14 protein-coding genes and 1 riboswitch are annotated in these 14,081 nt (G+C 38.5%); of the genes, 12 read left to right on the top strand and 2 right to left on the bottom strand.

Annotation, left to right across the window (positions count from 1 at the left end; genetic code table 11):
* Positions 1 to 4: 4 nt before the first annotated feature.
* Complete coding sequence (locus ACH6EI_RS18210) at positions 5 to 2,119, bottom strand: ATP-dependent Clp protease ATP-binding subunit (protein ID WP_049163562.1); 2,115 nt, start codon at positions 2,117 to 2,119, stop codon at positions 5 to 7.
* Between the two features lie 419 nt (positions 2,120 to 2,538).
* On the opposite strand from ACH6EI_RS18210, the gene nhaC reads away from it, so the two are divergent.
* The 3 genes from nhaC to ACH6EI_RS18195 all read left to right on the top strand — a co-directional run bounded on the left by nhaC (position 2,539) and on the right by ACH6EI_RS18195 (position 5,309).
* On the top strand, positions 2,539 to 3,921 hold the full coding sequence (gene nhaC / locus ACH6EI_RS18205) for a Na+/H+ antiporter NhaC (protein ID WP_155008285.1): 1,383 nt from the start codon (positions 2,539 to 2,541) through the stop codon (positions 3,919 to 3,921).
* A gap of 293 nt (positions 3,922 to 4,214) precedes the next feature.
* A complete protein-coding gene (locus tag ACH6EI_RS18200) occupies positions 4,215 to 5,096 on the top strand; it encodes an alpha/beta hydrolase family protein (protein ID WP_014461062.1) in 882 nt (293 codons plus the stop codon).
* An 87-nt stretch (positions 5,097 to 5,183) separates the two neighbouring features.
* Complete coding sequence (locus ACH6EI_RS18195) at positions 5,184 to 5,309, top strand: DUF6254 family protein (protein ID WP_013082238.1); 126 nt, start codon at positions 5,184 to 5,186, stop codon at positions 5,307 to 5,309.
* Between the two features lie 65 nt (positions 5,310 to 5,374).
* On the opposite strand, the gene ACH6EI_RS18190 is transcribed toward ACH6EI_RS18195, so the two are convergent.
* Positions 5,375 to 6,094, bottom strand: a complete 720-nt coding sequence (locus ACH6EI_RS18190; RefSeq protein ID WP_028414153.1) for a 3-ketoacyl-ACP reductase — start codon at positions 6,092 to 6,094, stop codon at positions 5,375 to 5,377.
* 207 nt (positions 6,095 to 6,301) lie between these two features.
* Here ACH6EI_RS18190 and ACH6EI_RS18185 point away from each other — a divergent pair, with 207 nt between their 5' ends.
* The 9 genes from ACH6EI_RS18185 (at position 6,302) to ACH6EI_RS18145 (ending at position 14,058) form a co-directional block, all read left to right on the top strand.
* Complete coding sequence (locus tag ACH6EI_RS18185) at positions 6,302 to 7,900, top strand: spore germination protein (protein WP_028414152.1); 1,599 nt, start codon at positions 6,302 to 6,304, stop codon at positions 7,898 to 7,900.
* 24 nt (positions 7,901 to 7,924) lie between these two features.
* Positions 7,925 to 9,124 carry a Ger(x)C family spore germination protein gene (locus tag ACH6EI_RS18180; protein ID WP_028414151.1) on the top strand — a complete coding sequence of 400 codons (1,200 nt, stop codon included), beginning with the start codon at positions 7,925 to 7,927 and terminating at the stop codon, positions 9,122 to 9,124.
* Between the two features lie 11 nt (positions 9,125 to 9,135).
* Positions 9,136 to 9,372 (top strand): hypothetical protein, encoded by a 237-nt coding sequence (locus tag ACH6EI_RS18175; RefSeq protein ID WP_033578382.1) that lies wholly within the window; start codon positions 9,136 to 9,138, stop codon positions 9,370 to 9,372.
* Between the two features lie 22 nt (positions 9,373 to 9,394).
* Positions 9,395 to 10,516 (top strand): GerAB/ArcD/ProY family transporter, encoded by a 1,122-nt coding sequence (locus tag ACH6EI_RS18170; protein ID WP_028414149.1) that lies wholly within the window; start codon positions 9,395 to 9,397, stop codon positions 10,514 to 10,516.
* Between the two features lie 72 nt (positions 10,517 to 10,588).
* Positions 10,589 to 10,632, top strand: a riboswitch (PreQ1 riboswitch).
* A gap of 230 nt (positions 10,633 to 10,862) precedes the next feature.
* A complete protein-coding gene (queC, locus tag ACH6EI_RS18165) occupies positions 10,863 to 11,528 on the top strand; it encodes a 7-cyano-7-deazaguanine synthase QueC (RefSeq protein ID WP_028414148.1) in 666 nt (221 codons plus the stop codon).
* Positions 11,528 to 11,968, top strand: coding sequence for a 6-carboxytetrahydropterin synthase QueD (queD, locus tag ACH6EI_RS18160; protein WP_013055983.1), 441 nt, complete (start codon positions 11,528 to 11,530; stop codon positions 11,966 to 11,968). Before queC ends, queD begins: the two co-directional genes overlap by 1 nt.
* On the top strand, positions 11,961 to 12,692 hold the full coding sequence (gene queE / locus ACH6EI_RS18155; protein WP_025749424.1) for a 7-carboxy-7-deazaguanine synthase QueE: 732 nt from the start codon (positions 11,961 to 11,963) through the stop codon (positions 12,690 to 12,692). Before queD ends, queE begins: the two co-directional genes overlap by 8 nt.
* Positions 12,693 to 12,790: 98 nt before the next feature.
* Positions 12,791 to 13,288, top strand: coding sequence for a preQ(1) synthase (queF, locus tag ACH6EI_RS18150; protein WP_013055985.1), 498 nt, complete (start codon positions 12,791 to 12,793; stop codon positions 13,286 to 13,288).
* A 68-nt stretch (positions 13,289 to 13,356) separates the two neighbouring features.
* Positions 13,357 to 14,058, top strand: a complete 702-nt coding sequence (locus tag ACH6EI_RS18145; RefSeq protein ID WP_028414147.1) for an NAD(P)H-binding protein — start codon at positions 13,357 to 13,359, stop codon at positions 14,056 to 14,058.
* Positions 14,059 to 14,081: the final 23 nt, after the last annotated feature.

The raw sequence follows: 14,081 nt of genomic DNA, 5'->3' as shown, positions 1-14,081 counted from the left end.
TCTATTAGTTTTGTACGGTGATTTCGTTTGCTGCATTTAACGTTACGTTCACTGTTGATACGTCCGCATCATCTAACAGTAAATCTGTAATTCGATCTTCAAGCTGTTCTTGAATTGCTCGGCGGAGTGGTCTAGCACCGAATGCAGGGTGATAGCCAAGTTCAGCCAGTTTTTCTTTTACCTCATCTGCTACGCTCAGCGTGATGTTTTGTTCTTGTAATGTTTCTTTTAATTCAGCAAGCATAAGGTCAACGATTTTAATCAAGTTATCTTTTTCAAGGTGATTAAATTCAATGATTGTATCAAATCGATTTAAAAACTCTGGTTTGAAATAAGATGAAAGTGAATCTAAAACGGATGCCTGCTTAAGCGCATCATTTTCTGCGTCAAACCCAACCGTAATTTTCTTTTCACCTACACCAGCGTTACTTGTCATAATGATAACCGTGTCTTTGAAGCTTACTGTGCGACCTTGACTATCCGTTAGACGTCCATCTTCTAAAATTTGCAAAAACATATGCTGAACGTCTGGATGAGCTTTTTCAATTTCATCTAGTAAGATGATGGAATAAGGATTACGGCGTACTTTTTCTGTTAATTGTCCTGCCTCTTCATGACCTACGTAGCCAGGAGGTGAGCCGATTAATTTAGACACCGCGTGTTTTTCCATATATTCACTCATATCTAGACGAACCATTGCATCTTTTGAGCCGAACAGTTCTTCAGCTAATGTTTTGGTTAACTCTGTTTTACCGACACCTGTTGGACCGACAAATAAGAATGAACCAATTGGGCGATGCTTCGCTTTTAATCCAGCGCGAGAACGTCGAATTGCTTTTGCTACTTTTTCGACAGCTTCCTGCTGTCCGATTACTTTTTGAGCTAAGTGCTCTGCTAAATGCTTCATTTTTGCTGATTCATTTTCTTGAAGTTTACCAACAGGGATACCCGTTTTCTTTTCAATAATGGCTTGAATGTCAGCAATATCCACATTCATTTTTTGCTGTTCTTCGTTTAGTTGTTTTTCAAGAGCAGCTTCTTCATCGCGAAGTTTTGCCGCTACTTCATATTTTTCATCCTTTAGCGCCTGCTCTTTTTCTTTTGTAATTTCTTTTAAGCGAGCGGCTGCGTCGTCTTTATTTGTAATGCCTGCCTGTAAGTTCATTTTTGAACCTGCTTCGTCTAGCAAGTCAATTGCTTTATCAGGCAAGAAACGATCTTGAATGTAGCGGTGTGATAAATTTACACAAGCGCGGATCGCTTCATCTGTATAGCTAACGCCGTGATAATCTTCATATTTACTTTGAATTCCTTTTAGAATTTCAACGGCTTCTTCTACAGACGGTTCATGAACCATAACCGGCTGGAAACGTCGTTCAAGAGCCGCATCTTTTTCAATGGAACGGTACTCTTTTAAAGTTGTAGCTCCGACTACTTGAAGTTCACCTCGTGCAAGAGCAGGTTTTAAAATATTGCTTGCGTCCATTGAACCTTCCGCTGAACCTGCTCCTACAAGAAGGTGGATTTCATCGATAAATAAAATCACGTTTTTTCGCTGTTGAAGCTCAGAAATTAACTGTTTCATACGCTCTTCAAATTGACCTCGCACGCCCGTATTAGCTACGAGTGATGCTACATCTAACAGATATACATCTTTATTTAGCAGCTTTGCAGGAACTTTTCCTTCCGCAATTTTTAAAGCTAACCCTTCGACTACAGCTGTTTTACCAACACCGGGTTCTCCAATTAGTACCGGGTTGTTTTTGTTTCTTCTATTTAAAATTTCAATGACGCGCTCTACTTCTTCTTCGCGGCCAATAACAGGGTCAATTAATCCCGTTTTCGCAATTTGAGTTAAGTTTCGACCAAATTGATCTAAAAAGCCTCCGCCGCCGTTTCCTTGCTGTGGCTGCTCCGGTGCAGCTTGTTCGTGCGCCATTTGCTTGAATAAATCATCGATGTTCATAAAGCCGCCACCTCCAAAGCCTGATGGGATTTTATGTTCTTTCATTAGTGCTTGATAACATGTATGACATAAACGATATTGAGATTTTTGATTATTTGTTTGTACATTTAATTGAATAGATGCTTCACGTTTATTACAGTTTTGACAAATCATTTAATTAGCCTCCCTAAATGATTTTAATCGAAGATCAGCAGGTGTTTGACCTTTCTTGACCTTTCGTAATCTCATTATACTTTGACCTTTTTTGACTTTCAAGTCTTTTGCTTAAAAATTTTTTGAGGGAAGTTCCTCGCTTATGTACAAAAGGTAGTACATTAAAAAAACGTGTGTTTTGTGTGTACCCGTTTTATATATATAAAAACATTAGAAGCATTTTGTACAATGATTTGCTTAGATAGAGAATAAATATTAATAAGAAGAAAAGTGGAAAAATGAGTGCAGAGCCTGCCGTTGGATAAAATAAGTTATTGACAGCAAGAAGGATAAAAATTATACTCAAGAAGGTTTGCACTTAACTGCGTAAAAGCATAAAAGCGTTTAAGTGAAAAAGAAAGATAGAAAGGGAATACCTCATGAAAAAAGAAATTTCATTTATACAATCAATAGCGGTGGTTTTGGTGCTATTAGCTATTATTTTTATTTCATTATTTATGTTAAAGCTCCCGCCTCATATTCCGCTAATATTTGGTGTAGCATTTATTAGTGTGATTGGCTTTTTGTTGAAATATAAGTGGACAGAAATGGAGAAAGGCATTTTAGACGGTGTTAGACTTGGCATTAAGCCTATCCTTATTCTAATGCTGATCGGGATGCTCATTGCGATTTGGATGGTAGGAGGAACGATACCGACGATTTTATCCTACGGCTTCCACTGGATTTCACCGCAGTACTTTTTAATTAGTGCTTTGGTTATCACCGTGTTAGTTTCAACATTCACGGGAAGTTCATTAACAACCGTCAGTACGGTAGGAGTCGCTTTATTTGGCGTGGGAACTGCTATTGGTGTACATCCAGGGCTAGCAGCAGGGATGATTGTTTCAGGAGCTGTGTTTGGAGATAAGATGTCTCCATTGTCTGATACAACAAATTTTGCTTCTGGTATCGTTGAAGTACCGCTCCCTAAACATATTCAGCATATTACGTGGACGACGGTTCCAAGTATTGTTATTACAGCAATCATTGCATTGGTAATTGGAATGAACGGAAATCATGAAAGCGTCAATTACGGAGAAATTCAAGGAATTCAAGAAGCATTAAAACATACGTTTAATTTACACGTGTTAACGTTGCTTTCTCCACTCTTAGTTCTTATTTTTTCGATGAGAAGAGTCGATGTATTGCCAACGTTAGTTTTAGGGATTGTAACGGCCATTATTACAGGAATGATTACACAGCATGAATTTACGCTGAGTCAATTGCTAGGGGTTCTTCAAAGCGGGCCGGCAATCGAGTCAGGAAATAAAGTAGTCGATGCGATTGTAAACAAAGGCGGATTACAGTCCATGATGTTTTCTATTTCTCTTATCATGATTGCCTTGTCGCTAGGTGGCTTGATGAGAGCGGTTGGAATTATTGATGCTTTATTAGAAGGATTAGCAAAACAAATCCGCCGCAGCGGAGACGTTATTTTTGCTACGCTTCTATCTTCAATTGGAGTGAACGTTATTACAGGAGAACAGTATTTATCAATTCTTCTGCCTGGGCAAACGTTTAAGCCGCTGTATGAAAAGTGGAACTTAGACCCGAAAAACTTATCACGAACGCTTGAAGACGGTGGAACGGTTATTAATGCTATTATTCCGTGGGGTGTCAGCGGAGCTTTTATTTCAACTGCATTAAATATTCCAGCGGCTGACTATATTCCATTTACATTCTTTAGCATTTTATGTCCGATTTTTTCAATTATTTTAGCATATACAGGCATTGGTATTGCCAAGAAAAAAGCTCAGTCTTAACTGGGCTTTTTTCTTTTTAAAAAAGGACAGGTAAAAAACGACAAAAAAAGTATCATTCCACTTTTCAAATCTATAATTTAATAATACAATTTACTATACGTCTTTCCTATTCATGTACTTGTATGAATTCTTATTTCTTTATTAATGAAGAAATTTGGGTTTTGCGGTATGATAAATAAGCTGTATTGGCGATGGGATGAATGCCCTTTTTAGCAAACATTTAAGAAGGGTAAAGGCAAATGAAAACACTCATTATAAAAGAGAAAAGATATTTATTGAGGAGAGGGTTTCTGTTGAAAAAATGGGGCATCATTGCATTAATCACTGTAGCTGTGCTCGGTGTGACAGCGGTTTTTAACCGAGCTGAAAGTGATGATGTAAATAAAGAAAAATTGAATTTATTATCGCCTTATTCAAATAAAGTAGATGTATATAGCATTACGTATCCTAGTGATAATTTAAAGATAAAAGGGTTTTTAGTACAGCCTAAAGACATTGCAGACAAACATTATCCGCTTTTAGTATATAATCGCGGAGGAAATCGCGAACATGGCATGATTCGCGCAAAAACACTTCAGTATTTGTCATACTGGGCAAGTAAAGGCTACGTCGTTGTTGCGACTCAATACAGGGGAAATGGCGGAAGTGAAGGAACAGAGACGTACGGCGGTAAAGATATTGACGACGTATTAAATCTTATTAAATGGGGAGAACAGCTTCCTTATGTAAATCACCAGCAAAAGGTAGCGCTAGGATATTCACGCGGCGGTATGATGACGTATTTAACGATGAAAAACGGCGTTAAATTTGATGCTGTTGTCGTACAATCAGGTATTACAGACATGTTTCAATTCTACGACCAAAGAGGGCCTGAAATGAAACAAGTGCTGCGGACAATTGTAGGAGATCCGGCGCAGTATCCAGAGAGGTATAAAAGTCGTTCTGTTGTCTACTGGAGCGATAAAGTAAATTCACCTCTTTTAATTTTACAGGGTGATCATGATCGTAAAGTTCATCACACTCAGGCTGAAAAGCTTGTGAAACAACTAGATGAGCAGGGAAAAGAATACAAATATGTACTGTATAAAAACGGAGACCATCCGCTAACTGCTTATTATGATCAATATAACGCGGAAATTGATAAATGGTTTAAAATACATTTAGCTAAGCAGTAAAGAAATTGGAAGCAGTTTTGATGAATGGAAAAGAGCAGCTTGTTTTATCCTACTACATGTAAGCATATAAAAAGGGGATGAAGCAAAATGACTCAGTCTAAAAGTCAAAAAGAGCGTCAGTGGAACGTACGAAAGCAATCACAAAACCCATCGCATGGAAAAGTAAAGTCTTTTGAAGAACTATCAGAAGAAATCACGCCTAAACGTAAATAAGCTAACCATCATATAAAAGAAGACACAAAAAAGGAGAGCTGAAGCTCTCCTTTTTCTATGTTTGTTTATGGATTTGTAGACCACATGCCCGCAGATTTGATAAAAATACGCGGATGCAGCTTTAATTGTGCTACCATAATTTCTGCTAGGTCTTCAGGCTGCATCACTTTATCAGGATTGCCATCCGTTAAGTTTTCTTTATATGCTAATTCCGTTGCTACTGTACTTGGTGTTAGAGCTGTTACACGAATATTGTGTTTGCGCACTTCTAGCGCTAAAGATTCAGTTAAGCCAAGCACGCCAAATTTTGAAGCGCTGTAAGCACTTGTAACGGGAGCGCCTTTTTGACCAGCAGTGGATGAAATATTGATGATGTCTCCACCATTTTTTTCGATTAATTGAGGTAGAACGGCGCGCGTTACGTAGTAAACGCCCATTAAATTCACATCAATGATTTGTTTCCACTCAGCTGGGTCTAGCTCTAAAAAGCCTCCGAATTTACCGATTCCCGCATTGTTGATTAAGATATCCGTTGCCCCTAATTTTGTATGTAGATGCTCAACTGCTGCGTTTACTTCTTCCATAGAAGAAACGTCTGCTGTTGCATAAGCAACTTGTACATCAAATGCTTCCAGTTCAGAAGCAACAGCCTTTAAATCTGCCTCTGTACGAGCAATTAAACCGATATTTACGCCTTCTTTTGCTAATTCAATTGCAGTTGAACGACCGATGCCTTTTCCTGCTCCTGTAATAAGAGCTACTTTGCCTTTAAGTGATTGTGCCATGTATAGACTCCTTTCAATGTTCCGTATAAACATTCTTCATAATAACGAAGAATTATCCATTACTATCCTATAGAAATGCACAAATGATGTCAAAAATAAAGATTATTAAAATGGCTTCAAGTATAAATTTCCTTTTCATACAAAAACTATAGAGACTAAAAAGAAGAAATTCCGTTTCTTTTCGTTCAATGTAGTGGAGGATGAACAATGCGTATTAAAAAACTATCGGAGTTAACGAATAAATCCAAACAGCGGAAAGAAAAAGCTGGTGAATCGAAGGACTCTAAGGCAACTAGTGCTTCTTCCACTGAGGAAGAGCAGAAATTGTCGGAGAGAGTGGGAGATAATATCTTCCACATGAAAAAAGCATTGGGACAGAGCACGGACTTAGTGACAAGAGAGTTTCGAATTTCAATTGAAGAAAAATTCACTTTAGGTGTTGCTTACATCGACGGATTGGTAAATAAAGATGAAGTTGAACACTATGCGCTGGACTCCATTATGCATTATCACGATGAGCATTTAACTCATGATGACGGTGTCGTTAATATGTACGAGTTGATTAAAAGCTATAGTTTGGCGGCCGGTGAAATTATGGAAGCCAAAACATTGGATGATGCTCTTCTTCATGTTTTATCAGGAGATACCGTGCTGTTTTTAGAAGGGTATCAAACGTGTATTGTGGCAAGTACAAGAGGGTGGAGAGACAGGGCTGTTTCTGAACCACAATCTCAGACCGTTGTAAGAGGACCTCGAGACAGTTTTACAGAAACACTGCGAACGAATACCGCATTGATTCGGCGCCGAATAAAATCTCCAAAACTTTGGATTGAATCTCAGCAAATAGGAGAGTTTACAAAAACGGATATTGCGCTCGTTTATATAGACGGCATTGCGGATGAACAGGTCATTCAAGAGGTAAAAGAGCGTCTTTCTAAAATTGATATAGACGGTATTTTGGAGAGCGGATATATCGAAGAGTTGATTCAAGATGAAGATTATACACCTTTTCCTACTATGCATAACACGGAGCGTCCAGACTCCGTGGCAGCAGGTCTTTTAGAGGGGCGGATAGCCATTTTAGTAGACGGTACACCTTTTGTATTGATGGTTCCTGCCCTATTTATTCAATTTTTTCAGGCGGCCGAAGATTATTACCAGCGCGCAGATATTAGTACATTGATTCGCTTAATGCGCTACATGGCATTTTTCTTAGCCCTTTTAACACCTTCTGCTTATATTGCTTTAACTACTTTTCATCAAGAGATGCTTCCTTTTGCTTTGTTAATTAGTATTGCAGCTCAAAGGGAAGGTGTGCCTTTTCCAGCTATTATTGAAGCGTTTATTATGGAAATCACGTTTGAAATTTTGCGAGAAGCGGGAGTCCGATTGCCTCGAGCAGTAGGTTCAGCTATTTCAATCGTGGGAGCACTCGTTTTAGGAGAAGCCGCCGTACAAGCTGGATTAGTATCGCCTGCAATGGTTATCGTTGTATCCATCACCGCTATTAGTAACTTTGTTTCACCGGTGTATGATATGGCCATTGCAGTAAGGATGCTGCGCTTTATTTTAATGGTTTTAGCAGCTACTTTTGGCTTGTTCGGTATTATCCTCGGGCTAATTTTAATGATTTTACATTTATGCAGCTTAAGGTCATTTGGAGTCCCTTATATGACACCTATGGCTCCCTTTGTGAAGCGTGATCAAAAGGATGTTCTAATTAGACGTTCGATCAAAAAAATGAAAACAAGGCCAAAGCTTATTAACGAGAAGAATATTTCACGTCAAAAGACGCAAAAAAACTAAACTGTGCAAAGGTGGCCGGTTACTATGAAAGCATTTCTGATGTTATGTATCTGTTCATTGCTGTTAAGCGGCTGCTGGAGCAGTCGAGAGTTGAATGAGCTAGCCATTACGGTTGCTGTCGGAATTGATAAAGCAGAAGATGGCATTATTGTTACAGTTCAGCTGATTAACCCTGGTGATATTCAGGCCAAAACCCCTACAAACGGGCCTTCTGTTACCACATTCTCTATTAAGGCTTCGTCTGTAATGGAAGGGTTAAGAAAAATAACGACAAAATCCCCGCGGAAAATTTATCTTTCTCATTTACGAATGCTAGTCATTAGCGAAAGCATGGCGGAAGAGGGTATTGCTGAAGTGCTTGATTTCTTTGCTCGGGATCATGAAGTGCGTACCGATTATTTTGTTGTTGTTGCTAAAAACACGAAAGCATCGAGCGTTCTGAACGTATTAACAACAATTGAAAAAATACCAGCTAACCATATGTTTGCTTCATTAGACGTCTCTCAGCGTATTTGGGCACCCACTAGAGGCGTAAAGTTAAATGAACTGATCAGTAACTTAACGAGCGAAGGAAAGCAGGCGGTGTTATCGGGAGTATTGGTCAAAGGCGACGTGAAAAAGGCAGGAGATATGTCGAGCATTTCCCGGACCAATCTGTCCACCCTGCTCAATTTTAAAGGATTAGGTGTCTTTCAAAATGATAAGCTGATCGGCTGGTTCAATGAAGACGAAAGTAAAGGATATAACTATATTACAGGAAATGTAAAAAGTACGTTAATTGTTATTCCATGCGAAGGAAAAGAAAAACAGCACGATATCATCGGAGTAGAAATGCTTCGAACGAACGTGAAGGTAACGGCTTCTATGAAAAACCATAAGCCTCATATTCACGTGGATTTAAAAGGTGAAGCAAACGTGGCAGATGTAGAGTGTCAAGTAAACTTACAGGACCCAGCTGTAATCAATATGCTCGAACGAAAAACAGCAGCGGACGTAAAAGAAAAAATGAATGACGCAGTGGAAAAAGCTCAAAAAGATTATAAAAGTGATATCTTCGGTTTTGGAGAAACGTTTTACAGACAAGATGTAAAGAGATGGTACAAAATGAAAAGAGACTGGAACAGAATTTACGCAGAAGATTTAACCGTCGATTTAGATGCCAAAGTTCAAATCCGTCGCTTAGGCACGTTAAATAACTCATATATGAAGCAAATGAAGCATTAAGGAGAAAGAAAATGGAGGGATTTATCGCCTTACTCGTACTTCTTGCTTATTTGACTAAAAAAATTATGATTAACTTCCGAAAGGAAAAGTATTACCGTGAAATCGTTGTCTATCTTTGTCTTATAGGTATGGGTTTATTCTTTTGGGGAGCCATTACACTCCGTAAAGAAGTACCTACGCCTCTGTACTTTTTAGAGGAACTCATTAAGCCTCTTACTAAAACCGTTCATCATCTGTTATTTACGTAAGCATGTAGGAGAGAAGGGGTGTATGATGCAAATAAAAGAATTTATTACTCCGAAACAACTTCTTTTTCTCATTTATTTTTTTTGTATCGGAAGCGCTATTTTGGCAGTTCCGGCTACGTTATTAGAAACGAATAGACAAAATGCCTGGGTATGTAGTGTGCTTGCTATTGGCTTTGCCCTTTTAATTGTTGCGGTGCTGTTATGGCTGATGCACCGTTACCCTCAGCAAACGTTCATTGAAATAGCTAAAAAAGCGCTAGGTCCTTACGCCGGAGCGTGTATGTCTCTTATTTACATTTTTTTTATGTTCATTCAATCTACGTTTTCCCTTCGAGATATCAGTACATTTATGACGACGCAAATTGTCCCTGAAACGCTGCCTACGTGGATTCATGCTCTTGTGATTTTAGCGGTTATATACGGAGGGTATTTAGGCATTGAAGTGATAGCGAGAACCGCGGAAATCTTTTTACCGTGGATCGTCGTCCCTTTTTTATTGTTAATTTCGTTAAATATTCCTCAGATGAAACTGGATCGTCTTTACCCTTTGTTTGAATTCCGCATGGATGATTTAGTGTTAGGAACCACGTATTTCTTAGGAAATCCGTTTATGGAATTGATTTTTGTGCTAATGATTACGCCTCATATAAAAGATGGCAAAAAGGTAAAAAGAATGATTGTTATCGGCACTGTGGCATCGGGCTTGACGATTACGATTGCAGTTGCGGCTTGTATATTAGCTCTTGGCGCGAATATTGCATCAATGCACAGCTACCCAGTTTATTTATTAGGAAAAATGATTTCGTTAGGTGCAACGATACAGCATGTTGAAGTATTAGTAGCTATTATTTGGATGTTATCTATCTTTTTTAAAGTTGTCATTGTGTTCTATGCTATTCAGTTAAGTATCGCTCAATTATGTAATTTACGGGTGCGCAATTTTTTGAGCTTTCCTTTAGGTCTAATCATTACAGGCGTGGCGTATTACATTATTCCAAATACAGCATACTTCAATTATTTTGAAAAATATTACTGGCCGTTTTATTTATTTGTACTAAGCGTCTGTTTTCCGTTGTTATTTATTGCGCTTTCTTATATAAAGAGAAATAAGGCAGCTAAAGGTGATAGAAGCCAACAAACATAGCATTATTTATACGTATGTGGTATAGTATACGATGACAATTCAAGAAGAAACGCCGTACACGTTTGTATATGTACGGGAGAGGTTCGAAAACTCCCTCTATAAAAAACTAAGATCATCGTTGATGACAAAAGACACGGTTTTAGCGTGTCTTCTTTCACGTGCTTTTCTATCAACACGTCTTTTTGACGTGTATGCTGGCGAGGACGTGTATCTTAGTTGCTTTTTAGGGAGATTGCTGGAAAAGAGCAGTCTCTTTTTTGTGTTATAAAATTAGTCACAAAGGGAACGAACGGTTCAATAAAGTTTCTTCTTCTTTTGATTTCAATCAAAAAGGAGACGAACAATAATGATGAAAAATGAAAAAGCTATTGTTGTATTTAGCGGAGGTCAAGATAGTACAACATGTCTATTTTGGGCTTTGAAAAACTTTAAAGAAGTAGAAACGGTTACTTTCCAATACGGTCAGCGTCATAGTCAAGAGATAGAGGTAGCAAAAGCTATCGCAGCTGATTTAGGTGTGAAGCATACCGTCCTAGATATGTCACTTTTAAATCAATTAGCACCAAATGCCTTAACGCGAGATGATATTGAAATTGAGCAAAAAGAAGGAGAGTTGCCTACAACGTTTGTGGATGGCCGCAATCTGTTATTTTTATCATTTGCTGCCGTACTGGCTAAAAACAGCGGAGGCCGTCATATCGTAACAGGCGTTTGTGAAACTGATTTTTCGGGATATCCAGACTGTCGAGACGTATTTGTGAAATCGTTAAACGTCACGCTTAATTTATCAATGGACTTCGAGTTTGTGATTCATACGCCGCTTATGTGGATTGATAAAGCAGAAACGTGGGCGTTAGCGGATGAGCTAGGAGCGCTTGAATATGTGCGTGAAAAAACATTAACGTGCTACAACGGTATTGTTGCTGATGGGTGCGGCGAATGTCCCGCATGTCAATTGCGAAAACGCGGGTTAGATCAATACTTGCAAACAAAAGAAGGAGGAGAAAAATAATGCTGCAACAAATGTATCCTCAAGTCTTTCATGACTATGAATATGAATTGAACAAAGATATGCAGTTTGCTGCGGCACATTTTGTTCCTCATACAGAAGCAGGAAAATGCCGTCAAGTCCATGGACATACGTATTTTGTAAATTTAACTGTTGCCGGAGATACATTAGACGAAGCGGGCTTTTTAGTAAACTTTGCGCTATTGAAAAAAATTGTTTCTGGTCAATTTGATCATACATTATTGAACGATCATTCTATCTTTAACGAAGAAAATCCAAATGATTTTCCTACAACTGAAGTTGTTGCTCGTAAAATTTATGAGTTGGTTCAAGAATATCTAGACACACTACCAAATAAGCCTTCTTGCGTACAAGTATTCGTGCGGGAAACGCCGACAAGTTACGTGGTTTACCGCCCAAAGAAGGTGAAAAAACGTGGCTAATACAATTCCAGTACTTGAAATATTCGGCCCAACGATTCAAGGGGAAGGAATGGTTGTAGGACGTAAGACGATGTTTGTTCGTACCGCAGGCTGTGATTATTCCTGCAGCTGGTGTGATTCAGCTTTTACATGGGATGGATCAGCTAAAAACGATATTCGTCAGCTAACAGCAGAACAAATTTGGACGGAGCTTAAAGAAATTGGAGGAGAGTGCTTTGATCACGTCACCATTTCTGGAGGAAACCCTGCGCTTATCAAGGCGATTGGTTCACTTGTAGAGCTTTTGCACAGTCATGGGGTAAAAGCAGCTCTTGAAACACAGGGAAGCCGTTATCAGGATTGGTTCCTAAAGATCGATGATTTAACGATTTCTCCTAAGCCTCCAAGTTCATTAATGAAAACAAATTTCTCCGTATTAGACGATATTATAGAGACATTAATAAAGGAAAAACGCATGGCGCACATAAGCATAAAAGTCGTTGTATTTAATGATGAGGACTTTGAGTATGCAGCGTCTGTTCATGAACGTTATCCTGAGGTTCCATTTTTTGTTCAAGTAGGCAACGAGGACTTAACGACAATCGATAATGCGTCGTTAACACAAGAATTGCTTAAAAAGTATGAGTGGTTAATCGACAAGGCAGTGGCAGCTAAAAACATGAACGATGTAAGAGTTCTGCCGCAGGTTCACGCCCTTGTTTGGGGAAATAAACGAGGCGTGTAAGCGCATAGCAAAAAATTTACAAAGAAAAATAAAAACAGATATATACAAAATAAAAAAACGCTGTTAGAATGACAATCGTAGAAAGAGAGGAAATGCAAATGAGCGGTCGAAAAGATGAAGAATTAGAAGGTGTATCACTCCTTGGAAATCAAGGAACAAACTATTTGTTTGAATATTCACCAGAGATTCTAGAAGCATTTGATAACAAACATCCAAATCGTGATTATTTTGTGAAATTTAACTGTCCGGAATTTACGAGCTTATGTCCAAAAACGGGTCAGCCGGATTTCGCAACCATTTATATTAGTTACATTCCAGATGAAAAAATGGTGGAAAGCAAGTCGTTAAAGCTTTATTTGTTCAGCTTCCGTAACCATGGAGATTTCCATGAAGACTGTATGAATATTATTATGAATGACTTAATTAAACTGATGAATCCAAGATATATTGAAGTATGGGGAAAATTCACACCACGCGGCGGGATTTCAATTGATCCATATACAAACTATGGCCGTCCTGGTACGAAGTATGAAGAAATGGCTAATTATCGCCTGATGAATCATGATTTATACCCAGAAACAATTGATAATCGTTAATTCGAACAAACAGGTTGTGTATGCAACCTGTTTTCCATTGCAAAAACAACAGATGAGAAGGTGAAAGAATGTCACAGAGATCAGCATTAGTATTAGGTGCAAGCGGACTTGTTGGTCAAGAACTTTTAAAAATGTTATTAAGCAACAGCTTATATAACCATGTGACAGTGTTTGTTCGAAAAAAGCTACCAATCGAACACACAAAGCTACGTCAGCTTGAAATTGATTTTTCAGAGCTTGATAAGCACGAAGAATGCTTTGCAGTTGATGATGTATATTGCTGTTTAGGCACGACAATGAAAAAAGCAAAAACAAAAGCGAAATTCATTAAAGTTGACTACGAATTTCCTTTAAAAGCGGCTAAATGTGCAGAAAAATATCGCTGCAAAAACTTTTTAACGATTACAGCAATTGGTGCTGATCTTCGTTCGCCATTCTTTTACAGTAAAGTAAAGGGGCAAGTAGAAGAAGATATCGCAAGCTTGTATATCCGTTCTACTCACTTTTTCCGCCCATCGTTATTATTAGGCAAGCGCCAAGAGTTTCGCCTATTTGAAAAGCTTGGGGGATACACGTTAAAGTCGTGTTCATTTTGCCTTGTAGGAAAGTGGAGAAAATATCGTCCAATTAAAGCGTATAACGTAGCCAAATCCATGATGAAAGCTGCACTTGAAGATAAATGTGGTGTTCATGTACATGAAAGCCAAGACATCTATACAGGTGAATGCTATTATTCGTTTACCAACGGCAAGCGCGTGTTATCAAAATAAAAAAAGCCTCTTCATAAGAAGAG

Source organism: Priestia sp. JSM ZJ58 (assembly GCF_044383985.1).
In the GTDB taxonomy this organism is placed as follows: Bacteria; Bacillota; Bacilli; order Bacillales; family Bacillaceae_H; genus Priestia; species Priestia zanthoxyli.
This window is presented reverse-complemented; position numbering and strand designations above follow the sequence as displayed.